This window comes from Cupriavidus sp. SHE, assembly GCF_000812445.1.
In the GTDB taxonomy this organism is placed as follows: domain Bacteria; phylum Pseudomonadota; class Gammaproteobacteria; order Burkholderiales; family Burkholderiaceae; genus Cupriavidus; species Cupriavidus metallidurans.
In genome coordinates this window covers 244706-269034 of record NZ_JWMB01000025.1, presented here as the reverse complement: position 1 = coordinate 269034, position 24329 = coordinate 244706, and the positions used below count along the sequence as shown (strand labels likewise).

Here is a 24329-nt window from a genome sequence, read left to right as displayed (position 1 = left end):
GGACATTCCCTCTACGCGGTGCAACAAAAGCGGGAAAGTTTGCTTATTGTGCATCGGCCATGGGCCATCGCATAAAATACGCCCGCCCCACACATATTTGGAGAATCTATGGGATTTCTGGCAGGTAAGCGGATCCTGATTACCGGTTTGCTTTCGAACCGTTCGATCGCCTACGGCATTGCAGCAGCGTGCAAGCGTGAAGGCGCGGAACTGGCGTTCACTTATGTCGGCGAACGATTCAAGGACCGCATCACGGACTTCGCCAAGGAATTCGGCTCCGACATGATCTATGAGTGCGACGTTGGCAGCGACGAACAGATCGACGCCACGTTTGCCGCACTGGGGCAGCGCTGGGAAAAGTTCGACGGTCTGGTGCACTCGATCGGCTTCGCGCCGCGCGAAGCCATCGCCGGCAACTTCCTGGACGGGCTGTCGCGTGAAGGCTTCCGGATCGCGCACGACATCTCGGCCTACAGCTTCCCGGCACTGGCCAAGGCCGCGATGCCGCTGCTCAACGACAAGGCATCGCTGCTGACGCTGACCTATCTGGGCGCCGAGCGTGTGGTACCGAACTACAACACGATGGGCCTGGCCAAGGCTTCGCTCGAAGCCAGCGTGCGCTACCTGGCGTCGGCGGTCGGCCCGCGCGGGATGCGTGCCAACGGCATTTCGGCCGGTCCGATCAAGACCCTGGCCGCCTCGGGCATCAAGGACTTCAGCCGCCTGCTCAAGCATTTCGAAGACGTGGCACCGATCCGTCGCAACGTGACGATCGAGGAAGTCGGCAACGTCGCGGCCTTCCTGCTGTCGGATCTGGCCAGCGGCGTGACCGGCGAGATCACGTATGTCGACGGCGGCTACAACATCGTGGGCACGGCCGTCGAGGACTGATCCCGGCTTCGCACCGCCCCAGCGATCCAGGCGCCCCAACACGGGGCGCCTTTTTTGTTTCTTCAGGCTACGGCCTCGATCGCCGCCACGGCCCGCCCGGCGGCCGGCGAGAGCGTCCGCTGCGCAAGCCGCACGACCGCGAACTGCATTGTCATGGCGGGCAGACCCGGAACGTCGAGCGGCACCAGACTCCCCACCGCCGTCTCATCGCGGACCGCACGCGCTGGCGCCAGCAACACCGCATCGGTATGTTTGGCGAGATAGGTCAGGGCCCGGAAATCGTTGCTTTCGACCTGAAACGGCAGTGCCTCCCCCGGCTTGCAGCGCAACACCTTGCGCAGCCGCTCGTGCGTTTCGGGCGGGAACACCACCGATACCAGCGCTGCCTCCCTTAGCGCCGGCAGCAACACGGGCCGCCCCGCCAGCGGATGCCCCTGCCGGACGAACAGGCCAGCCGACTCCTCCGGCAACCGCTGCACTTCCAGCTCGGCCAGGGTCGGCACTGTGCTCTGCTCGATCACGACGAAATCCAACCGCTCGGCGCGCAATGCGTCAAGCAGCGCGCGAGGATCGCTGACCTCGGTCGCAATCTGCAGCCCGGGCCATTCCCGGTGCAGCAGGCAAAGCACCTCCGGCAGCAGCATCGCTGCCGGAAAGGCGCCGAGTCCGATCTGGACGCTGCCGATCTCGTGCTGCCGCACCAGTGTCAGGTCGCGGGTCAGGCAGTGCGTCTCGAACAGGATGCGCCGGGCGCGCTCGGTGACCATGCGCCCCACAGCGGTCAGCGTCACACCGCGCGTGCCGCGATCGAACAGCACCGCGCCCGCTTCCTCTTCCAGTGTCTGGATGCTTCGCGTCAACGCCGGCTGACTCAGATGGACCCGCCGCGCCGCGGCTGCCAGGGAGCCCTCCTCCGCCACCGCGACCAGATGTTCAAGCCGTTTGAGATTCATATATGCGTAAATTGCATTGCTTCGATACAAAATTTGCACTTGAATTATATGTCCGCACCGCATCCAATGACTCTTTTACCGACTCAGCCCTGTAGAGCCTACCCATGCGCATTGCCCGCTTGACCGTCCTTGCTTCCGCCGCGCTGACGATGTCCGTCGCGCTCGCCGGCCCGAATCCCGCCACTCCGCTGACCGAGCAATCGAACGCCGCATGGCTGCGCAAGCTGCCGTTCGCCGACCGTGCCGACTTCGAAGATGCCAAGCGCGGGCTCGTGGCGCGCTTCCCCGAGCCGACGATCAAGAGCGCCGACGGCAAGACGGCGTGGGACTTCAGCGCCTATGCCTTCGAATCGGCGGCGGACGCCCCGCCCACGGTCAACCCGAGCCTCTGGCGACTGGCGCAACTGAACAACGAAGCTGGCCTGTTCAAGGTGGCTGACCGCGTCTATCAGGTGCGCGGCGCCGACCTGGCAAACATGAACATCGTCGAAGGCGACACCGGCCTGATCATCATCGACACCTTGCTCACGGCGGAAACCGCCCGGGCCGCGCTTGACCTTTATTACGCGCACCGTCCGCGCAAACCCGTGCTGACCGTGATCTATACGCACAGCCATGTCGATCATTTCGGCGGGGTACGCGGCATCGTCAGCGAGGACGATGTGAAGTCCGGCAAGGTCGAGATCCTGGCGCCGAACGGTTTCATGGACGAAGCCGTCAGCGAAAATGTGCTGGCTGGCGGCGCGATGGGCCGACGGGCGCAGTACATGTACGGCACCAACCTGCCGAAGAACGCCACAGGCCAGGTCGATACAGGCCTGGGCAAAGCCACTGCGCGCGGCACCATCACGCTGCTGGCGCCCACATCGTCGATCACCAAGCCGATCGAGACCCGCCGGATCGACGGTATCGACTTCGAATTCCAGCTCACCCCGGGCACCGAGGCGCCGGCGGAGATGAACATCTATCTGCCGCAGTTCCGCACGCTTTGCATCGCCGAAAACGCGGTGCGCACCCAGCACAATCTGCTGACGCTGCGCGGCGCGCAGGTGCGCGACGCCAAGGCATGGTCTTACTTCCTGAGCCAGTCGCTATTGCGCTACGGCGATCGGACCGATGTGCTGATCGGCCAGCATCACTGGCCCACCTGGGGCCACGCACGCATCGTCGAGATGCTGTCCGACCAGCGCGACATGTACGCCTACCTGAACGACCAGACCCTGCGGCTGCTGAACCAGGGCCTGACCCCGCTCGAGATCGCCGACACGCTCAAAACGCTGCCCGAGCCACTGGCCAGCAAGTGGTATGCACGGGACTACTACGGATCGGTCAGCCATAACGTACGCGCGGTCTACCAGCGCTACCTGGGCTTCTACGATGGCAACCCGGCCCACCTGAACCCGCTGCCGCCCGAGCAAACGGCCAGGAAGACCATCGAATGGATGGGCGGCGCCGATGCCGTGCTGGCCAAGGCCCGCGAGGCCTATGCGCGGGGCGACTACCGCTGGGTGGCGCAGATCGGCAATGACCTGGTCTTCGCCGATCCATCGAACGCCGCGGCGCGTGCGCTTCAGGCCGATGCGCTGGAACAGCTTGGCTACCAGAGCGAGAACGCCACGTGGCGCAACATCTACCTGACCGGCGCCCAGGAACTTCGCGATGGCGTGCCCAAGCTGCAGGGCAGCTCGCTCGGCTCGGCCGATCTCGTGCGCGCGCTGACGGTGCCGAATTTCTTCGACTACCTGGCCGTGCGCCTGAACGCGGACAAGGCCGCCGGCAAGGCCATGACGCTGAACTGGCAGTTCACCGACCTGAACCAGCGCTACGCGATGACGCTGCGCAACAGCGCGCTGACCTACGTGGCCGATGCCCAGCACGCGCAGCCGACCGCCACGATCACGCTGACCAAGGCCACGCTCGACAAGATCAGCCTGAAGCAGCTCACCCTGCCGCAGGCCATGCAGTCGGGCGCGATACGCATCGATGGCAACCCGCAGGCCGTGGCGGGCCTGTTCGCCATGCTCGACACGTTCGACCCGGCCTTCAATATCGTCACGCCGCACGGATACCAGAAGTAACCACGCGGTTCGCCACGCCGGCTCCAGCTCGAGCCGGCGGCTCGCATCCCCTGCTTTGGTGTGGGAACGCTACATTCAAGCCAAACGTCAGATGTGTCGATAACCGTGCTAAATGTCATAACAATAACCAGCACGAGTCATGGCCCTTACCATCGCCAGCAATGTCCTGGCGCTCAGCGCATCCCTGCAGGCGGGGAAAGCGGGCAACGCAGTGGGCGACACCATTCGACGCCTGTCTTCCGGGCTGCGAATCAACTCCGCGCGGGACGACGCAGCGGGCCTGGCCATTGCCAGCCGAATGCGGGTGCAAGTCAGTGGGCTGAACCAGGCACGACGAAATGCGGGCGACGGGCAATCCATGCTGGAGACCGCCAGCGGTGCCCTTGACTCCCTGAGCGCACGCCTGCAGCGCATCCGGGACCTGAGCGTTCAGGGCCTTAACGGCACACTTTCGCTCACGGATACAGATGCGGTCCAGGCCGAAATCAATGCGAACCTGAAGGAAATCGACCGCCTCACGCAGCAGTCCACGTTCAACGGCTTGCGGCTGCTGGACGGCAGCGCTGGCATGGTCAACCTGCAGGTCGGCGCGAACGATTCGGACAAGTTGTCCGTGAACCTCGGTGGTTCCGGCTTTGGCGTCAACGCCCTGGGCCTGAAGGACTTCACGATCGCCGGGCTGCCCGGCACCGTCAGCAGCCTTAGCGTGCTCCAGGGCCGCAGTACCAACGTCATGATCGACAGCCCGACCACCACCGTCCACTGGCCGGCGGGCAGCACGAGCCCCAACCTCGTGCGGGACGTCAGCGGCACCATCTATGTGCAGGACGTGGACGGCGCCGGCAAGCCAACCTATCAGCAAGTGGGGTACCGGCCGACGACCGATACGGTAACGGGACTCAGCGACGTCGCGCTCTCTCCGTCAGGCCCGCCAGTGTTCCAAAGCCCGGCGGCGGTGGCATCGCGCGCCATCGGCGTGCCGAGCCTGCTTGACAACACGAATGCGCCGATCGCCGGCGCTTCACTGGTCCAGGCCGACGATGGCCGCTATTTCATCCTGAAGGCCGGCAACTACTATCAGGCCAGCCTCGGCTTCGGCACCTCGGGAACGGTCACCGCAAAGGCCGCCGACATGACGTCGCCGCTGACCGCGGCGGATTTCTCCACGCTGCCGGCAACTGTCACGCAAACGCCGCCCGTGGACCCTGCCACCGACCCTGTCGCGTTCCAAGACGCCAGCGGCGTCAGCCTCAGCGCATCCGCCTCGCGCCTGCTTCAACGCAACAACGGCACCTATGTGATCGAGGTGGATACGGGCGGCGGCAATTTCCGCTATCACGATGCAGCGCTCACGATGAGCGACGACGGCACCACGCGGACCATGACAGCCAGGGCGGTGAGCACCACCTACCAGTCGTTCACGGACTTGCCGTCGGTCAGCGGCGATTCGACGGTGACCATCGACCCGGCAAAGGTCTCGGTCAACTACACCGATCGAAACGGGGTGACCTATGGCAACGTGCTCGGGCTCGACGCCAGCGGCAACTACGTGTTCAACCTCCCGCAGTCGGCCAAGACCGGCACGCTGGTGACCGCGCAGGACGGTTCGCAGTACATCCGCACCGTCAACGGCAGCGAAGACGTGCTGATCTTCTACCCGCTGACGTTCACGGCGCTGACCGACGCCTCCACCAACACGACGGTGCTCAATGTGGTGGAAGCCGGCGAAGGCATCCGTCTTAAGCAGCCGCTCGATCCGCTGGCGACGCTTGATCGGGCGCTCGCTGCCGTCGACGCCCAGCGCAGCCTGCTGGGTGCGGCGCAGAATCGGCTCGATTCAATCACCAACGCCCAACAGACGACCGCCACCAACCTGGATACGGCACGTTCACGGATTGAGGACGCCGACTATGCGGCCGAGGTCTCGAAGATGACTGCCTCCCAGATCGTCAGCCAGGCCGCCACGGCCATGCTGGCACAGGCCAACCAGCAGTCTCAGTCGGTGCTTTCGCTGCTGGGCCGGAACTGATTGCGGCCGACGTCAGCGGCATGGCACAGGCCCCGCCGCTGACGTCGCGGAATCGATCGCGGGCCGGGCCAATGGCAACAAGGAGAGCCCACCGGCGCTAGCGCCCCCGCCGTTCACCCGGCCGATCACAATCCCCATGCATCGCACAGTACCTTTCCAGCAGCACTGATTCCCGATCGCTCAGTACGATTCTTCCGGGCTTGTCCGGCGACTGCTCACCAGGCGCCCAATAGTGTCGATGAGACGCGAAGTCGCGCCATACCGCCCAGACTGACAGCCCCACCATCGCTACGACGTAGATGGCGACATAGACGTTGTTTCTACTCACAGATCCCTTCCGCATATGGCTCGGCGTTTGCCTGAAGCTGCAACGCTAAGCCGCCCACGCCACCGCGTTGCCCGGACTGGTCTCGTTTCTGGCCACGTTTCTGACCACGTTTCATCGCGCGACCATCGTGCGCCGAAAAAGCCATCAATTCCAGACTAGTCCGGCCCGCCCGTCGGCCGCGCGTCGGTACCCTGTTCGATCCTGATTTGCGGGCGAGAGCCGCACGTATGTGTCCGGCGTTCATTGCGCCCGATTGCTTGCAACCGCCGCAACTTTGCCAACAGGCTGACGATGCCCAGCAAGCGCTACATTGCCCATTCCCAGAGCTTCGCGAACACCATCGGGAGTTTCCACCCCGGTCGCTCCCGTTTTCTGGTGTTCCTGATCACGCTCTGCTTCCTCGGGCTCGCTATCCGCGCCATCTGGATCGCCGGACCTGGCAACGCGTTCTACCAGCAGCAAGGCGATTTACGCGTCAGGCGGCAGCTCGATGTTCCGCCGACGCGCGGGCGGATTCTTGATCGCAACGGCCATACGCTCGCACAGAGCCTCCCGGCCGGCGCCATCTACTTGAGCCCCCGTCAGATGGTCTCCAGTGACAAATACACGGGGCTTGCGGAGGCACTCGGTATGCCCCTGACAGAGATCGAGGCGGCATCGGCATCGGACCGGGGCTTTGTGTACCTCAGGCGTCAGACCGACGCGGCAACGCTGGAACAGGTCAAGACGCTTGCGCTGCCGGGCGTGGGAACGGTACGCGAGTTCAAGCGTGTCTATCCATCGGGCCCGCCCTTCGACGCCCTTCTCGGGCTGGTCAATCTTGACGGCATCGGCATCGAGGGACTGGAACTCGCGCTCAATGACCGGCTGAAAGGCGCGCGCGGGCGGAGCGTCGTCGAGAAGGACCGCCTTGGCAATATCCTCTCCCAGCTGGTGATTGCCGAGGCCGAGGACGGCGGCGATATCCATCTGTCGATCGATGAGCGGCTGCAAACCGCCACATACCAGGCACTGCAGCAGGCATCGGAAACGGTGAAGGCTCGATCCAGCCTGGCCGTGGTCACTGACGTCAAGACCGGCGAGATCCTCGCCGCCGCAAGCTGGCACGCCGATAGCAGCAAACGTCGCGCGGCGGCGCTGATCGACGCCTTCGAGCCAGGCAGCATCATCAAGCCGTTGATCGTCGCGGGTGCGCTGGAACTGAAGCGCGTTGCACCAGACACGTTGATCGAGACGAACGGCAGATTCGATTTTGCCGGCGCGAAGATCACAGACGTTCGGAACTTCGGCCAGCTATCGGTCGCGGGTGTTATCGAGAAATCGAGCAACATCGGCATGGTGAAGATCGTCTCCCGCCTCTCGCCGGACGAACTGTGGACGCACATGCACGCGCTCGGCTTCGGCCGAAAGGCTGACTCCTTCCCATTTCCCGGCCTGGGTAGTGGTCGCATGCATAGCGCGCGGGGGATGACGCCGATTACCCAGGCGACCATGGCATATGGATACGGGCTGACCGCCTCCGCGCTGCAGATCGCGCAGGCATATGCGGCGATCGGCAATCGCGGCCAGCTTATCCCCCTTACCCTCGAACGGCGGCCAGCAGGAAGCGAGACGCGCGGCACGCAGGTCCTGACGCCAGCAACCGCGGAGGCCGTGCTGGCCATGCTCGAACGCGTGACCGGCGCCGGAGGGTCAGGCCGACAAGCCCGCGTGAACGAGTACCGCGTCGGCGGCAAGACCGGCACGGCCTACCTGCACGTCCCGGGGCGTGGATACGACAAGAAGCGCTACCGCGCGTCGTTTGCCGGCGTGGCACCCCTGTCCGCGCCCGAGATCGCCGTCGTGGTCAGCGTCGAGGATCCCAGCGAAGGCAGCCACTTCGGCGGCAAAGTCGCAGCGCCAATCTTCGCGCAAATCGTCTCGCGTGCCATGCAATTGCGGCATGTGGTTCCAGATGCCCCACCGGCCGAGGCCAACATCGCACGTTGAGTTTCGGTTCGGGCCAATTCCAGACCAGTCTTGTATGCAGTCCGAAAACCGTCCGACAGACTGATGGACACAGCCACCCTCAGGACATACCGGCGCGCGGCGATCCACGCGTGCCCAGCCTTCAGCGATGCCAACAGAGTCAAAGCCGGAAACCACCAGCACTCCCGGACGGGCCCGGATTGCAACCTGCCTGGGCGCGCTTGCCGGTCTCCTTATCGCGCTGGGAATGGCCTTCGGCGCCTGGCGCGTCTATCAGACATGGCTCTCGCTCCCGGACGTCAATAGCCTTGCCGCGTTCAAGCCAGACAGGCCGCTGCGCATCTATTCTCAGGATGGCATCCTCTTGGCCGAGTATGGCGACGAGCGCCGGGAGATCGTTCCACTCTCCAGAATTCCGATCGTCGTGCAGCAGAGCCTGCTGGCGATCGAAGATGCGCGGTTCTACGAACACGGTGGCGTGGACTTCTCGGGATTGTTCCGCGCTGCATGGGCCAACTTCGCATCGGGCCGGCATGCGCAGGGGGCCAGCACCATCACCATGCAGGTAGCGCGCCGCCTGTACCTGTCCAGCGAGAAGACTTACGACCGGAAGCTGCGCGAAGTTCTTCTGGCCTTCAAGCTGGAGCAGCAGTTCAGCAAGCAACGGCTGCTTGAGGTCTATATGAACCAGATCTATCTGGGCGAGCGCGCATACGGATTTGCTGCCGCGGCGAGCATCTATTTCGACAAGTCACTCGACCAGTTGACCCCAGCGGAAGCCGCCCTGCTCGCGGGCCTCCCCAAAGCACCGTCCGCATTCAACCCGACGGTCAACCCGGAGCGTGCCCGCGTACGCCAGCGGTACATCCTCGCGCGCATGCACGAGCTTGGGTATCTGGGCGACGAACAGTACGCATCCGCATTGGATGAACCGCTTCGGCTGAAGCCACGTAGCTATGCCATCGACCCGGCATTTGCCTTTCCGGTGGAGCGCGCACGCCAACTGGTCGTGGACCAGTACGGTGAACGCGCCTATCGGGATGGCCTCGACGTGACGCTAACCATTCAAACCGCCACGCAGGCGGCCGCTTATGATGCCCTGCATGACGGCCTGCTTCGCGCCCAGCAAAGACGACGCTATATCCCGCTGGGACGGGTGGCCATCGACGGCAATGCGCCAGCATCGGGGCTTGACGACTATCCGGATCGGGACGGCCTCACCACGGCCGTCGTCACCGCCACGGCCGATCGCGGCGGCCGCCTGACGGTCAAGACGCGCGATGGCACGACCCTTCGTGCGCAAGCACCCGCGTATGCCGCGACGCCGCTGACGCGCGGCACGGTTGTCACCATGGCAAGCCTGGGTGGCAAATGGGAGATCGCGCAAGCGCCCGACATGGAGGGCGCGCTGGTTTCCATCGATTCGGTCAGCGGCGATGTCGTGGCGTGGGTGGGTGGCTATGACTTCCATCGCGGCAAGTTTGATCACGCCGTGCAGGCGTTGCGCCAGCCGGGCTCCTGCTTCAAACCCTTTGTCTACTCCGCCTCTCTCGAAAAAGGCTACTTTCCGGGAACCATGGTGGACGACAGTCAGCGGGTACTGGACTCGACCGTCACCGGTGCCCGGCCCTGGCGGCCCAAGAACTACGGCGGCCGCTACGACGGCTTCATCACGGCGCGCGAGGGACTTGTCCGCTCCAAGAACCTGGTGACGGTAGGGCTGACGCAGGCTTCCGGCATCGATTACGTGCGGGATTTCGCGCTGCGATTCGGCTTCGCGCCAGACCTGAATCCCGGCAGTTTCCCACTGGCGCTGGGCGCCGGCAGCGTGACGCCGATGCAATTGACGCAGGCGTACGCCGTCTTCTCCAACGGCGGCTATCTCGTGCAGCCGCGCCTGATCGCCCGGATCGTGCAGCGCGGTGACCAGGAGCGCTACACATCGGCCGGAGACATCGAGCGCAAACAGATCATCTCCCCACGCAACGCGTTCATCATGGACTCGCTGCTTCGCGATGTGGTTCGGAAAGGCACCGGGCGCGCGGCGGCCCGTATCGACAAGGCCGACGCTGCCGGCAAGACGGGGACCTCGAACGATGCCAGGGACGCATGGTTCGCCGGATACGCGACGGGGCTGGCGACCACCGTATGGGTAGGCCATGACCAGTTCCGCAGCCTCGGGGCGGTCACGGGTGGGACGCTTGCACTGCCGATCTGGACGGACTTCATGCGCCACGCCACGGCTGACCGCGCCCCAATCAGCAGAGCGTTGCCGGACGATGTTGTCGAGGAAAACGGCGACTACATCTACCGCGAGTATCGCTCGTCCGCCTGCGTGAGCGATTCCCACGCATTCATCCGGACGGGATACCGCTGCGCATCCGAGCCCGCGCCTGTCCCGACACGCGAGCAGCAACGCGAGCACGAGCAGATCCTGGAGTGGTTCCGGCAAGACGCCGATAACGTGTGACGCCTCGGGCGCGATTGCTGCAAGGCTTATAATTCAGCGCCTGCGATACGTCTTGGAAACCGCAAAATGCCCATTTCGATCATGGTCCTGGATGACCACGAAATTGTTCATCAGGGTATCGTCCGGGTACTGCAGCAGAACTCTGCATTCGCAATTCTCGGGACATTCACCCGCAGCAGGGATTTCGTGCAGGCGCTCAGGAACAAGGCGCCCGATCTGGTGATCATCGACTATGCGCTAGAGCCTTCGGATGCGGACGGCATTGGCGTTATCCGGATGATCCGGCGACAGTATCCGGGCATCAAGATCCTCGTTCTATCCGCCCACGACAGCCCCGTCACCATCGCCCTGGCAATGAAGGCGGGGGCCGATGGGTACTGCATCAAGAACGGCTCGATTGCCGACATCACGGCGGCTATCGCCAAGATACTCCGGGGGGCAAGCCACATCCCAGCCCAGGTTGCCTCGCTTTCCGTGTTCGGCAAGGAACAGGGGGAAGGCGCGCCGGGCTCGGGGGGCCTCACCGCCGCGCTGACCGAAAAGGAACGCGAGGTGCTCAGGTGCTTTCTGGACGGGATGACGGTCAACGAAATCGCCGCGAAATTCTCGCGCAGCAAGAAGACGGTGAGCGGCCACAAGCAGTCGGCGCTCCGCAAGCTGGGGATCCGCTCCGACAACGACCTGTTCAAGGTGCGCCACCTTATCTGACCTACGCCCAGCGACTTGTCCGCAACCCAAGACGAAGATATCGATGTCGGCACCGAATTCCCACGCATCATGAAACGGGCACTGCTCCTGATCCTGGCTGTCCTGGCCGGCTTCGTTCCGTACGCCCGCGCCATGGCGCTGGATACCTGGGGAGCCGCGGAGGAAGCATGGCTAAAGGAGCACCACGTCCTGCGTATCGCGGTGGACCCCTACTGGCAACCACTCGAATATGTCGAGAAAGGAGCCGCTCACGGGCTCAGCATCGCCTATATCCATGCCATTGCCGATCGGCTTGGCCTGACGGTGCAACTGGTGCCCACGAAGTCATGGTCGGAAGCCGTGCGCAAGCTTCTGGACGGCGAGGTGGACGTGCTGCCCGCCGTGCCCGACTTCCAGTTGCCCAAGTCCGCCGGAACACGGATTGCGCTGACACGTCCTTACTACGTTGGCACGACACTGGTTGTGGCAAAGGCGCGGGACAAGAACTACTTCGATCTGTCGAGCCTGGGCTGCATTACCGTAGCCGTCAAGGAAGGCGGCGCCTATCACCAATGGTTCGAAGGTCACCCGTTGCCTTGCACGCGGATACTCCCGGAGCCGAGCGACAGCATGGCATTGGCGGCGGTTCGTGACGGCAAGGCTGCCGCCGCTGTCGGGCCGAGCGCGGTACTTCATCCGCTCATCCGGCTGCAGTACGACAAGACGCTTCATATCGCGGGGACCATCGCCGAGCTGCCGCTGGTGCTGCGCATGGCTGTCCGCCAGGATTCCGCGCCGCTGCTCTCCCTGATGAATCAGGCGCTGGCATCGCTCAGCGCCGGGGAAACCGACCAGCTCTATCAGAACTGGCTGGAGGGCGCCGATTATCTTCAGCCATCGCTCAAGGCACTCTGGCACTACTACGGCGCCACGATTGTGCTTTTCCTGATCGTCCTGATTTCACTGGGCGTTTCCGTCTACCAGGCGATGCGTGCCCGCGCCAATGCCTTGAAGAGCGAGAAGGTGAAATCCGAGTTCCTGGCCATCATGAGCCATGAGATACGGACGCCCATTAGTGCGGTCGTGGGCGCGCTGGAGTTACTCGATCGGGAAGACAACAACACGCCAAGACGAGAACTTCTTCATCGGGCTCGAGAAAGCGCCGACTCGTTGCTCGCGGTACTCAATAACGTCCTGGACTATTCGAGCATCAGTACCGGGAAGATCCTCGTGAAGCCCTCGGCGCTGCGTGTGAACGACCTCGTCCGCTCGGTGCTCGATGGCTTCGAAGCCATCGCCGATCGCAAGGGCATTGCGCTCCAGCTGAACGACCAGTCTGGCGGTCACACCATCAACCTGGACGGTAATCGCATACGCCAGGTGCTGGGCAATCTCGTGGCAAATGCGATCAAGTTCACCGAGCAGGGTACCGTCACGGTCGACGTCCGGCTGTCCCGGTCAGAGCGATCGTCGGAACGCGTCACGCTGGCGATCCGCGTGAGCGACACGGGCATCGGCATCGCGCCGGAGGATCAACCAAGGCTGTTTCAGCCCTTCAGCCAGGTGGGGAACGCCCGTCAACGCCAAACGGGTAGCAGTGGCCTTGGCCTCTCCATCTGCAAGAAGCTCGTGGAAGCCATGGGGGGAAGCATCTCGATCTGGAGCACCCTCGGGCAGGGTACGACGGTCGAGTTCTCGCTGGAAACGACGATTGCCGACACACACGACGAAACCGACTTGCCCCCCTCGCCACAGGTGGCAGCAAGCGTCTCCGGGGCGATTCTGGTCGTTGAAGACACGCCGGCCAACCAGTTGGTGCTCATGGAGCAGTTGCGCGCGCTTGGGTATGACCCGGTGCTTGCGGAATCCGGCGCCCAGGCCATCGACCTGTTCTCGACTCGATCGTTTGCCGCCATTCTGCTGGACCTTCACTTGCCGGACGTCGACGGCTTCACAGTCGCAAAGCAAATGCGCGCCCGGGAGGACTCGACGCATTCGCAACCCACACCAATCATCGCCGTGACGGCCGAAGCCGGGCCGGAACAGGCATTGCGTTCGCTGGATGCGGGCATCGATTGCGTTCTAGCCAAACCGATCAATCTGCAGGGATTGCAGGAAACATTGCACCTGTGGATTCCGGATTGCAACGCGACTGGCGCCATCGGGGCGACTGCTCCCGACGCACTCAACGCACGCGACGCCAGCCATTCCAGCCTTTTGGAACGTACCAAGACCATGGCGGAATACGCGCTGCTCGAACTTGCGGCCCTCGATGCCGCCGCGCGGGCGCGAGACACTGTCATGGCCAGACATCATCTCCATCGCCTAAAGGGGACACTGCTCCAGTCCTCGCAGCTCACAAACCTGGCTGAGAACATCCCGTCCATCGAGGCCAGCCTCGACAAGGACGTCGACTGGGATGGCATCGTCCTGAGCCTTCAACACCTTCGATCCGAGATTCTCAGGCAGTCGGCAGATGACGTCTGATGCTGGCGAGCGCTGCTGATCGCCCTCTTCCGGTCTCCACCGCGACATCCGGCTAGCGCGACGCGCTTGCGGACACCGAACTATCCAGATCGCGCAGACAACGACTGCGAGCGATTGCCCGCAGACGGGATCGGCAAGCGCTACCGAGAGTTACTTCCACATCACTAAATGATTGATCTACGTCAACTCCATGTGCGGGGTGTTGGCGCGACCATGCACTGACAAAACCCTTTGGACATCAAGGGCATAAAACACGCGGAACCTCATGGGGTTCCGTTCCTACCGCATACAATAATGAGAATTCCCGCGATCACCATTCGAAAGGCCCTGCAAGGCGGATTGGCCTTGCTGACGGCCATCGGGGCGACATATGCCCTGGCACAAACCGAGCCCGCACCCTCGCCAAATGCGTCCCATCCCCAGGTCATCGACGACTTGCCAGCGAACTACGCTGCCAGCCTGGATGCCGCGACTCGGCAGCAAGTCGAACGGGGCCGATACGTAGCGCGGCTGGGCGATTGTGTCGCCTGTCACACCGGCACCGACAAGTCCAGACCGATGGCAGGCGGGCTTGCGCTGGAGACGCCATTCGGCACGCTGCATTCGACCAACATCACACCCGACCCCGAAACCGGGATCGGGCGATACAGCTTCGCGCAGTTCGACCGTGCGATGCGCAAGGGCGTGGCCGCCGACGGCCACAACCTGTATCCGGCCATGCCGTATCCCTCCTATGCCAAGCTCACGCAGGAGGACATGCAGGCGCTGTACGCATACCTGATGCACGGCGTGAAGCCAGTTCGCCAAGCCAATCAGCCGTTGGGGATGTCATTCCCCTTCAACCAGCGCTGGGGATTGGCAGTCTGGAATTGGCTGTTCCTGGACGCAAAGCCCTTCCAGCCCAATGCAAAGCAAGACGCGGAATGGAACCGCGGCGCCTATATCGTGCAAGGGCTCGGACACTGCGGCGCTTGCCATACGCCTCGCGGCATTGGCTTCCAGGAGAAGACCATGTCCGATGCTGGCAGCACCGGCAAATATTTCCTCGCGGGAGAGACCGTGGAGGGATGGCGCGCACTGAGCCTGCGCAGCCTGTGGACGCCTGAGGACACCGCCGAGATTCTGAAGACCGGGCGCAACCAGCATGGCACGGTGTCCGGAAACATGGTCGACGTGGTGCAGCACAGTACCCAGTACATGACGGATGTCGATCTGAAGGCCATCGGCGTCTATCTCAAGTCGCTACCGGCTGCGGGGCACGACAAGCCGATGCAGGTAGCACAGGGGCCCGCGCCCGCCATCGCGCCGCGCGCGTCAAAGGCCGCATCGGACGTTGTACCGGCCACCGCATCTGGAGCGCCCGCCGACCTCTATACCTCGCGCGGTGGATTGGGATACCTGCAGTTCTGCACCGACTGCCATCGCTCGGATGGTGCCGGGGTGTCAGGTGTGTTCCCGGCGCTTGCGGGCAACCCGGTACTGATGTCCGACGACCCCTCGACGCTCGTTCATATCACGCTGACGGGCTGGCGTTCCGCCCAGACTGCCGACAATGCCCGCGTCCTGAGCATGCCGGCATTCGCCCGCCTGAGCGACCAGGAAATTGCCGAGATCCTGAACTTCACCCGCAGAAACTGGGGCAACGCCACAGCCAAGCCGATCGCGGCAGCCACGGTGCGGAGCATGCGCAAGCAACTCGACGTCCGTAAGCTTGACGACAGCAAGTTCGAGACCCCGCGCATCGCCAACATCCTGAAGGAGTCCAACGCCACACAGCTGGTTCTTGGTGCCCGGCTGAATATCAACACGCACGAGATGCTGCCCAGGAATGTGGGCAATGCGCTGAACTGCGCGAGTTGCCACCTGAATGCCGGGACCGTCGCAGATGGCTCGCCGTATGTTGGTGTGTCCGCGTTCTTCCCGAGCTACGCGCCACGCGCTGGCCGGGTCATCACGCTGGCAGACCGTATCAACGGTTGCTTCCTGCGATCGATGAACGGCAAGCCGCTGCCGCTCGACTCCGAGGAACTCAAGGCGATGGTCGCTTACTTCGACTGGATGAAACGCGAGACCAAGCCAGAGGACAAGGTCGAAGGCCGCGGTGTCGGCAAGATCGACCGCCGCCTGGTACCGAACGTGGAAAACGGCAAGAAGATCTACGCAGTCCAGTGCGCGCTATGCCACGGTGACAGCGGCGAAGGCATCAAGAATGCCAACGGCAAGTGGGTCTATCCGCCGCTGTGGGGTGACGAGTCCTTCAACATCGGTGCGGGTATGGCGCGAACCTATACGGCAGCGGCCTTCGTCAAGCGCAACATGCCCATCGCTTTCCACAATGGGTTCCCCTTGGGCCAGGGCGGGCTGACCGATCAGGAAGCCGTGGATGTCGCCGAGTACTTCACTCACATGCCCCGGCCAGACTTCGCGGCCAAGGTCAAGGATTGGCCCAACGACAAGAAGCCGGCCGACGCACGTTACTAACGCTTCTTGGCTGGCGCGGCCCCGACGTCAAAGCGTTGGGGCCGCCGACGCCTGATGCTCCTATCGCAGCATCAGGCTGGCGTCGAGACGGGCAAAGTGGCGGGCAAAGTGGCCTGCGGGGTCCACTGCGGCAGGGCCGTGCCGTCGACGAGCGCGGCTACATGTCGATGCGCCAACGCCGGCCCCACACTCATGCCAATACCGCTGTGCATCAGCGCAACCGTGGTGCGGTCGTCGACTTGTGTCACCGAGAAGGCACCGCTGCCGGGTACATGGCACTTGGCACCGTACACACCCTGCCAGCGTTCGACCACGCGTAACCGGCTGCCCAGCGTATCGCGCGCCAAATCCAGCATGATCGTGTCGACCGACTCCGCGTTGAACGGGCGCGCATCCTGGCTGTAGTCGTGGGAATCGCCGACGATCCAATCGCCGTATGGCGTTGGGCTGACAAGCAGGTGAATGCCATGGCGATGCAACTCCGGACGCTGCTGCTCGATCTGCGTAGCCAGCCTGCGAGCGGTCGCCAGGTCTGCAAAAGCCCCATAGTGGGTGCACGACAGCCCGGTCAGCACGGCGTGTTCGAGGCGGAATCCGTCTTCGGGCGTCACGCGCAGCATTTGCAGACGGCAGACCTGCGGTTGCAGTGCGCGCAACGGCTCGGCGCACAGCGTCTGGTAGTCGTGCCCGCTGCAGACGATCACGCGCTGCGCATTGCACACGCCCGCCGTCGTATCGAGGCGGCCGCCTTCCACGTGGCGTACCAGCGTCCCGAAATGAAAGCGTACGCCCTGCTTGGCCAGCCAGGCTGACCTTGCCCCTGTTCCACGAATCCCATAACCGAGGGAATTAGGCAGCCCGGTGTTGCTGAGCTGCGGACCAGTTTTTCTCGAACGTCATGGGGCTGACGTAGCCCAGCGTCGAGTGGAGTCGGCTGGCATTATAAAAGCCAAGCCAGTCAATTACCTCGTCCATTGCGGCGCGGCGGGTAGCGAACTGGCGACCGTGCAGGCGAGCGACCTTCAACGACCCCCACAGACTCTCAGTCGGCGCGTTGTCCCAGCAATCGCCCCTGCGGCTCATTGACGAGCGCATGCCATACGCCTTCAGGGCGTCTTGAAACAGATGGCTGCAATACTGGCTTCCCCGGTCGGTGTGCACAATCACACCGGCTTCCGGGCGGCGCCGGAACCAGGCCATGCGCAGCGCGTCCGTGACCAATTCGGCCTTCATGTGTGGTTGCATCGACCAGCCAACCACCTGCCGGCTGAACAGGTCGATGATGACCACCAGGTAGAGCCAGCCTTCGGCGGTCGCCACATAGGTTATGTCGCTCGTCCAGACTTGATTGGGTGCTGCTGGGCTAAAGTCGCGTTGCAGCAGATTGGGGGCCACCGGCAAATCGTGGTTCGAGTTGGTTGTCGCGATGTACTTGCGCTTGTGGCGGGCACGGATGCCGTGCAGCGCCATCAGCTTGCGAACACGCTCCTTGCCCACCCGCACCCCACGCGCCAGCAGTTCCTTCCACATGCGCGGCCAGCCGTACTCCCCCTTGACCCCGGCGTGAATCGCCTTGATGTGGGCCAACAAGGCATCGTCACTGAGTCGGCCTCTATCTGGCCTGTCGGTGCTTACTGTGCGTTGCTTGCGCTGGTGATAGCCGCTGGGGCTGACCCCTAACAGCTCACACAGGACCGAGACCGGCCAGTAACGTCGGTTTCGCTCGATGAACGCATACCTCACACCGACTCCTTCGCAAAGTATGCTGCGGCTTTTTTTAAAATATCGCGCTCCATCTTCAAGCGCGCCACCTCCGCCCGAAGCCGGGCCAGCTCCATCTGCTCCGGGCTGACCGGCTTCATACCCGCACCAGTCAGCTTGCCTTCCCGCTCCGCCTTGACCCAGTTATGCAGCGTCTGCGCTCTGATGCCCAGGGTCGCGCTAACCACTGCCATGCTCTGCCCGCTCTTCACCAGCCGTACCGCTTCCAGCTTGAATTCCAGCGTGTACTGCGCCCGCTTTGTCTTGCTTGTCATCACATCTCTCCTTGCTTCAGTTTAACCTCAGCAAGGGATTCGTTTTGCGGGGGCAAGCTCATGGTGTTTCTACGAAAGGTTGCATTTGCATTTGGACTACCTTCACGCTTCTTAAGTCACGACGCCACCTAATGAGATATCCCATCTCATCCTTCCTCACAAAGGCATGGGGACCCACAGTCAATGACCGAGTATTGGATCACTACGGACGAACTACCTTACGCTGCCTTCGTCCGAGAGGGATCGGCAGTTACCTCTGACAGCCACAAGCCCTGACCTGGATGCGCCGAGGGCAGCGACCGGCGTCTGTCCGGATGATAGCGGGCCGTCGCCGGTGCAGACTGCGCTCGATCCAACCGACCTGCGGCCGATCCGCTTCCTGGAGGTGGCTGGCTCAGCGCCCATGTGTCACGTTGTCACTATTGCCCCGGCTTTCGGCCTTTGTGTTCGGCTCACCAGGGGCCCGAACGGCCATAGCATTTCAGCGAGACGAGTATCGACGCGGTTTAGCCTTCGTCGCCGCTGCAGGCTGACCGGCATCTCGCTGCAGTGCAGTCGGCAGTTCGGTCTTCAGCAATTCGATCCACGCGCGCGTTTTGGCCTCAAGAAACTTCCGCGACGGCATCATCAGGTAGACGCCGATAGCCGGAGAGCGCCACGCGGGAAGTACGACGCGTAGTTCGCCGTTGCGGATGTGGTCCACGGCCGAGAAGATCGGCAGCAGCGCAATGCCCAGCCCGCTGCTCGCGGCATGGAGAACAACGCCAGGGTTGTCACCCACCAGTGGGCCGCCCGCGTCCAGCGTGAAGCTGCGTGTGCCGTCCGTCAGCGTCCAATCGGGCGTCGTGGACGGGTTGGCGATGCGCAGACAGGCATGGGCTGCCAGTTCCTCGACGGACTTCGGCGTGCCGCGCCGCTTCAGATAGGTTGGCGCCGCGCACAGCAAGCCGTAGGTTTCCCCAAGAGCCTGCGCCACCAGGTTCGAATCGGGGAGCCGTTGCGCCAGGTAGACGCTGGCGTCCACGCCTTCGGCAATCAGGTCTGGCGCAAATTGCGACGTGCCGTACTCCACTGTCACCTTCGGATACATCGCGCAGTACTTCGACACAAGCGGCACCACATAGCGATCGCCAAACGCCGCCATGCAACGCACCCTGAGCCGGCCGGCCGGTTCGACATGAGCGCCACCCACCCCGCTTTCCGCCTCGACCACCATATCGAGAATGCTCCGGCACTGGTCAGCATACCGCTCGCCGACGCTGGTCAGCGCCAGCCTGCGGGTTGTCCGTTGCAGAAGCTTGGCCTGCAGGCGCTTCTCCAGTTCGGAAACCAGCCGCGAAACCTGCGCCGTCGTGAGCGCCATCTGAGCAGCGGCGGCCGTGAAGCTGCCCGCATCGACGACCCGCAGAAACGCTGTCATCGCATGGAGCAATCCATAGTCGAGATTCTTACGCATGACGTAACAGAGTTTCTGAGTTGACTGTATTTTTACATCGAATCGAAGTTTCTACTATCGACCCGTGCTCGGTTGCACAACCTCGTTGCCCTGCTACAAAACCGCGGCGGACGAGGGTTCGATGGTGGTTCGATTTCGGAGTGTCAAGCATGAACGGTGCGGAAAGTCTGTTGCGCTCGCTGGTGGCGAGTGGCGTGGAGGTGTGTTTTGGCAATCCGGGCACGTCGGAGATGCATTTCGTGGCGGCGCTCGATGCGGTGGATGGCATGCGCCCCGTCCTTGGCCTGTTCGAAGGCGTGGTCACTGGCGCAGCCGACGGCTACGGTCGCATGGCAGGAAAGCCCGCCGCCACGCTGCTGCATCTGGGTCCGGGTCTGGCCAATGGCCTGGCCAACCTGCACAACGCGCGGCGGGCATCGAGCCCGATTGTCAACATTGTCGGCGACCATGCAGCGTCCCATTCGCGCTACGAGGCACCGCTGACTTCCGATATCCAGGGATTTGCGCGGCCGGTCTCGCAATGGATTCACTCTTCCGCAAGCGCGCTGACGGTTGGCGCCGACGCCGCGCGCGCCGTGCAAGCGTCGATGGAGGCACCCGGCCAGGTGGCCACACTGATCCTGCCTGCGGATACCGCCTGGAGCCAGGCCGATACCGTTGCGGCGCCGCTGCCGCTGCCGCTGCCGAGTCGGGCGCCGGTAAGCGGCACCACCATTGCGAACATCGCCGCACTCGTCCAGCGTGGCGTGAAAACGGCGTTCCTGCTGCGCGGTGACGCTTTGCGGGAACGGGCCCTGCACGCCGCAGGCAAGATCGCTGCGAAGACCGGTGCCCGCCTGCTTTCCGATACGTTCGCCCCGCGCCTGCAGCGTGGCGCCGGGCGTGTACCCGTGGAGCGCCTGCCGTACTTTGCCGAGCAAGTCGTGGAATTCCTGGCTGGCACCGAATTGATCGTGCTGGTCGGCGCGCAGCCGCCGGTCAGCTTCTTCGCCTACCCGGACAAACCAAGCTGGCTGACGCCGGAAGGATGCCGGCTGGCGGTGCTCTCCCATGCGCACGAGGACGGCACCGGCGCGCTGGAAGCGCTGGCCGACGTGCTCGGCGCAACAGGTTCGATCGCGGGCCACAGCGTACGCAAGTACATGGAGCCTCCCGCCAGTGGCCCCCTGACCCCCGAATCGATCATGCGCAGCGTGGCCCGGCATCTGCCTGAGCACGCCATCGTCACCGAGGAATCGGGCATGGCGATGGCGTACTACGGTCTAACCGAATCGGCCGCGCCGCACGATTTCCTGACCCTGTCTGGCGGGGCCATCGGCAGCATGATGGCGCTGTCGATCGGTGCCGGCATCGCCTGCCCGGACCGCAAGATCGTCAACCTGCTTGGCGACGGCAGCGCGATGTACACGGTGCAGTCGCTGTGGACGCAGGCTCGCGAGCAGATCGACGTCGTCAACGTCATCTACGCGAACCGGGGCTACAAGATCCTGAACAACGAACTGAAGCGTGTTGGCGCGTCACAGGACGGTGCACGCGCCGCGTCGATGTTCGATCTGCAAGATCCATCGCTCGACTGGGTGGCACTGGCCGCGGGCATGGGCGTGGAAGCGGTCCGCGCGGTCTCGGCCACGGACTTCGACGCCGCGTTCGCCTCCGCGATACAGCGCCGCGGGCCGATGCTCATCGAGGCGCTGATCTGAGCGCGATGCGCTGAAGCCATTCCTGGGCGGCGAATCGAACCTGCCGATACGAGCACCGTATCAGCCGGAATCGGAAGCAGCGATCAACGGCCTCGTTGCCGGCTGACCCACACCCTTTCATCGACCGAAGAGAATCGAACATGCCAATGACCCACGTATCCATGCGCAAAGGCCAGCCTGCGGCGTTCCGCGCCGCGGTGTTGGAAGCCATACACGAGTCCTTGCAAAAGTCTCTCGATGTCCATCCGGAAGCGTTCTTCATGACCATCAGCGAACACGAGGATGCGAACTTCCACGCCAACATGACGTATCCGTTCGTGCGTTCGCCAAACCTTCTGCTCATCCAGATCACACTGACGGCGGGCCGGTCTACCGGCGACAAGCAGCGGTTCTATCGCAATCTCGTCGCACGGCTCGAAGCCGGCTCCGGCATCAAGCCGGCCGACGTGTTCATCAATCTGATCGAAGTCGCCAGCGAAAACTGGTCCCCTGGAAACGGGCTACCAATCGCTACTGAGCTTCAGCCAGACGCAACTCATGGACCAGGCTGACAAGCGCGCAACCGTGCGGGCACGAAGCGATGGCCTGAGTGCCCTGTTGCTGGGCAAGAATCTTGAAAGCCGCGAACATGTGGCACACCAGATCGATTCGGGCCGCGTGCTTGTCAACACCTTGGCCCACGAGCCGCGCGCACCGTTTGGCGGCTTCAAGCATTCGGGGCTTGGGCGAGAGATGGGCCGATGAGGCATGAGCGCGTACCTGGAGCCCAAGACGTTGCTGACTTGAAGCAACGCTTGGGTCTAATGCTTGGGTCTAACGCTTGGGCTTTCAGCGAAAGTTCTCGCGCACCATTTCCAGTACATCCGCGCCGCGCCCGTTGAGGATGGCGCGCACGGAGTACATCGCCATGCCGATCACGGGGCCAGCTTCCAGGAAGGGTGGCTTGACCAGTTCCAGCGGATTGACGATGACGTTGAGAAGCGCAGGGCCGGGTTGCGACAGCCACTCCTGCACGGACGCGTCCAGCTCAGAGGCCTTGCGAACCGTCTTGCCCCAGAGGCCGATGGCCTCCGCCACCTTGCCGAAGTCTGGGTTCTTCAGTTTCGTAAAGGTGTCGAGCATGCCCTCGGCTTTCTGCTCGATCTCGACGAAACCAAGCTTGCTGTTGTCGAACACCACGATCTTGATGGGCACCTCTTCCTGGATCGTGGTGAGCAGTTCGCCGAACAGCATCGTAATGCCGCCGTCGCCGCACATGGCGATGACCTTGCGATCGGGGCATGCCTTCTGCAGGCCCAGCGCGCTGGGCAAGGCGCTCGCCATGGTGCCGTGCAGGAGGCTGCCGAAGATCTGGCGTTTGCCGTTGGCATCGAACAGACGCAGCGCCCACACGATTGGACTGCCATCGTCAGCGCAGATCAGCGCATCCTCGGCGGCGTGCTTGTCGATGATCGACGCGAGGTACGAGCCGGGAATGCTGTCGTTGTGGCCCGGGATGAGAGGTTTCCTTGCCGCTGCCATCGCTTCGGCATAACGCTTGACGTATTTCTCCTGGAATGACGCGTCCTCGCGCTGGTCCAGATGCGGCAGCAATGCCTGCAGCGTAGTTTGGATGTCGCCTACCGCGCCCAGCGTGATGGGGTGGCGTCGGCCCAGATGCGTTGGGTCGATGTCGATCTGCACGATCTTCGCCCCGTCGGGATAGAACTGGCGCCACGCGAAGTCCGCACCGAGCAACAGCAGCGTGTCGCATTCGAGCACCGCGTTATAGCCGGCTTCGTTCCCCAGTATGCCCGTCATGCCGATGTTGTACGGATTGCCCGGTTCGAGCCAGTTCTTCGCGCGCGAGGTATGGGCGACCGGTGCCTTAAGGCTTTCCGCGACGGCTATGATCTCGGCGAGCGCCTGCTCGCAGCCGGACCCGGCATAGATGGCAGTCTTCTTGCCGGCATTCAGAACCTGCGCGATGGCTCCGATCTCCGCATCATTCGGCCGGATGGTCGGACGGCTGTGGTGCACACGATAAGGGAAGTCCTCCTTCACTTCGCCATGGGAAATGTCCACCGGCACGATCAACACGGCAACGCCGCGCCTGGCCAGTGCGGTCTGACAGGCCATCGCGGTTTTCCTGCGGGCCTGTTCGGGCGTCAAAATCATGTCGCAGAACACCGAGCATTCCTTGAAGACCGACTTGAAATCCACCTCTTGAATGAACTCGAAGCCCATCTCACTCATCGCTACCTGACTGGCGATCAGGACAACCGGAGCGCGATTGCGATTGGCCTCGTACAGGCCGTTGATGAAGTGCAGACTGCCCGGGCCGCAGCTTCCGGCGCACGCAGTCAGGTTGTTGGTGTATAGCGCTTCAGCGCCTGCCGCAAAGGCGCCCGCTTCCTCGTGACGAACACCGACCCAGTCGATGGAACTTCGATCGAGGTGTTCAGCGATCAGGTTGAGGGTGTCGCCGACGATGCCATAGCAGCGCTTGACGCCAGCCTGCTCGAGTACCTCTACGATGATCTCCGCAACTTTCTTGCCCATTCTTATCTCCTCTACGCTGGAACTGGAAAGCTGGCGAGGGTCCTCTTCGCCATCTTGACACCCCTATGGCCCCGGAGATCGACGAACATTCTTTGGTTCGCCAGTGGAAAGCCGACCTTGCTGTGCCTAACGTCCGTCGTTCGTGAGAGCCAGGCGCGCTACTGCGTCAGATCAGTGGCATGCCGAGAGCATCGGGGCAATCCAGAGCAGCGCACAGGGCAGTT

At 63.2% G+C, this 24329-nt stretch carries 14 protein-coding genes and 2 pseudogenes; 11 read left to right on the top strand and 5 right to left on the bottom strand.

Features of this window, described 5'->3' with window-relative positions; translation table 11 throughout:
* Positions 1–108 precede the first annotated feature (108 nt).
* Complete coding sequence (gene fabI, locus RN01_RS14810; protein ID WP_008641690.1) at positions 109–891, top strand: enoyl-ACP reductase FabI; 783 nt, start codon at positions 109–111, stop codon at positions 889–891.
* 62 nt (positions 892–953) lie between these two features.
* Here the strand turns inward: fabI and RN01_RS14805 are convergent, their stop codons facing one another.
* Positions 954–1844 (bottom strand): LysR family transcriptional regulator, encoded by an 891-nt coding sequence (locus RN01_RS14805; protein ID WP_017513954.1) that lies wholly within the window; start codon positions 1842–1844, stop codon positions 954–956.
* A gap of 104 nt (positions 1845–1948) precedes the next feature.
* Here RN01_RS14805 and RN01_RS14800 point away from each other — a divergent pair, with 104 nt between their 5' ends.
* From RN01_RS14800 to RN01_RS14770, 7 genes are all read left to right on the top strand, one after another.
* Complete coding sequence (locus tag RN01_RS14800) at positions 1949–3922, top strand: alkyl/aryl-sulfatase (RefSeq protein WP_017513955.1); 1974 nt, start codon at positions 1949–1951, stop codon at positions 3920–3922.
* Positions 3923–4061: 139 nt separating this feature from the next.
* Positions 4062–5951 (top strand): flagellin, encoded by a 1890-nt coding sequence (locus RN01_RS14795; protein WP_017513956.1) that lies wholly within the window; start codon positions 4062–4064, stop codon positions 5949–5951.
* A 619-nt stretch (positions 5952–6570) separates the two neighbouring features.
* A complete protein-coding gene (locus tag RN01_RS14790) occupies positions 6571–8268 on the top strand; it encodes a penicillin-binding protein 2 (protein ID WP_223277279.1) in 1698 nt (565 codons plus the stop codon).
* Between the two features lie 226 nt (positions 8269–8494).
* On the top strand, positions 8495–10717 hold the full coding sequence (locus RN01_RS14785; RefSeq protein WP_024570426.1) for a penicillin-binding protein 1A: 2223 nt from the start codon (positions 8495–8497) through the stop codon (positions 10715–10717).
* Positions 10718–10783: 66 nt separating this feature from the next.
* Positions 10784–11425 (top strand): response regulator transcription factor, encoded by a 642-nt coding sequence (locus tag RN01_RS14780; protein WP_024570425.1) that lies wholly within the window; start codon positions 10784–10786, stop codon positions 11423–11425.
* A 15-nt stretch (positions 11426–11440) separates the two neighbouring features.
* Positions 11441–13891 carry an ATP-binding protein gene (locus RN01_RS14775; protein WP_024570424.1) on the top strand — a complete coding sequence of 817 codons (2451 nt, stop codon included), beginning with the start codon at positions 11441–11443 and terminating at the stop codon, positions 13889–13891.
* Positions 13892–14185: 294 nt separating this feature from the next.
* Complete coding sequence (locus RN01_RS14770) at positions 14186–16372, top strand: c-type cytochrome (protein ID WP_024570423.1); 2187 nt, start codon at positions 14186–14188, stop codon at positions 16370–16372.
* A gap of 71 nt (positions 16373–16443) precedes the next feature.
* On the opposite strand, the pseudogene RN01_RS14765 reads toward RN01_RS14770, so the two are convergent.
* From RN01_RS14765 to RN01_RS14750, 3 genes and pseudogenes are all read right to left on the bottom strand, one after another.
* Positions 16444–17184, bottom strand: a pseudogene (locus RN01_RS14765) (FAD-dependent oxidoreductase); the annotation flags it as partial.
* A 37-nt stretch (positions 17185–17221) separates the two neighbouring features.
* Positions 17222–18408 (bottom strand): IS3-like element ISRme13 family transposase gene (locus tag RN01_RS14760; RefSeq protein ID WP_085960481.1). Its coding sequence is split into 2 segments (ribosomal slippage): positions 17222–18153 and positions 18153–18408, totalling 1188 coding nucleotides; the frame shifts between segments, so codons are not numbered across the junction.
* Between the two features lie 481 nt (positions 18409–18889).
* Positions 18890–19864, bottom strand: a complete 975-nt coding sequence (locus tag RN01_RS14750; protein WP_017512572.1) for a LysR family transcriptional regulator — start codon at positions 19862–19864, stop codon at positions 18890–18892.
* Positions 19865–20013: 149 nt separating this feature from the next.
* Between RN01_RS14750 and RN01_RS14745 the strand changes: the two genes are divergently transcribed.
* The 3 genes and pseudogenes from RN01_RS14745 to RN01_RS14735 all read left to right on the top strand — a co-directional run.
* Positions 20014–21564 (top strand): acetolactate synthase large subunit, encoded by a 1551-nt coding sequence (locus RN01_RS14745; protein WP_017512573.1) that lies wholly within the window; start codon positions 20014–20016, stop codon positions 21562–21564.
* A 161-nt stretch (positions 21565–21725) separates the two neighbouring features.
* Positions 21726–22115, top strand: coding sequence for a tautomerase family protein (locus tag RN01_RS14740; RefSeq protein WP_223277272.1), 390 nt, complete (start codon positions 21726–21728; stop codon positions 22113–22115).
* Between the two features lie 28 nt (positions 22116–22143).
* Positions 22144–22308 (top strand): annotated as a pseudogene (locus tag RN01_RS14735) (aldehyde dehydrogenase family protein); the annotation flags it as partial.
* A gap of 84 nt (positions 22309–22392) precedes the next feature.
* Here RN01_RS14735 and RN01_RS14730 read toward each other — a convergent pair.
* The gene (locus tag RN01_RS14730; RefSeq protein WP_017512576.1) at positions 22393–24105 is read right to left on the bottom strand and encodes a thiamine pyrophosphate-dependent enzyme; all 1713 of its coding nucleotides are present in this window, start codon (positions 24103–24105) and stop codon (positions 22393–22395) included.
* Positions 24106–24329: the final 224 nt, after the last annotated feature.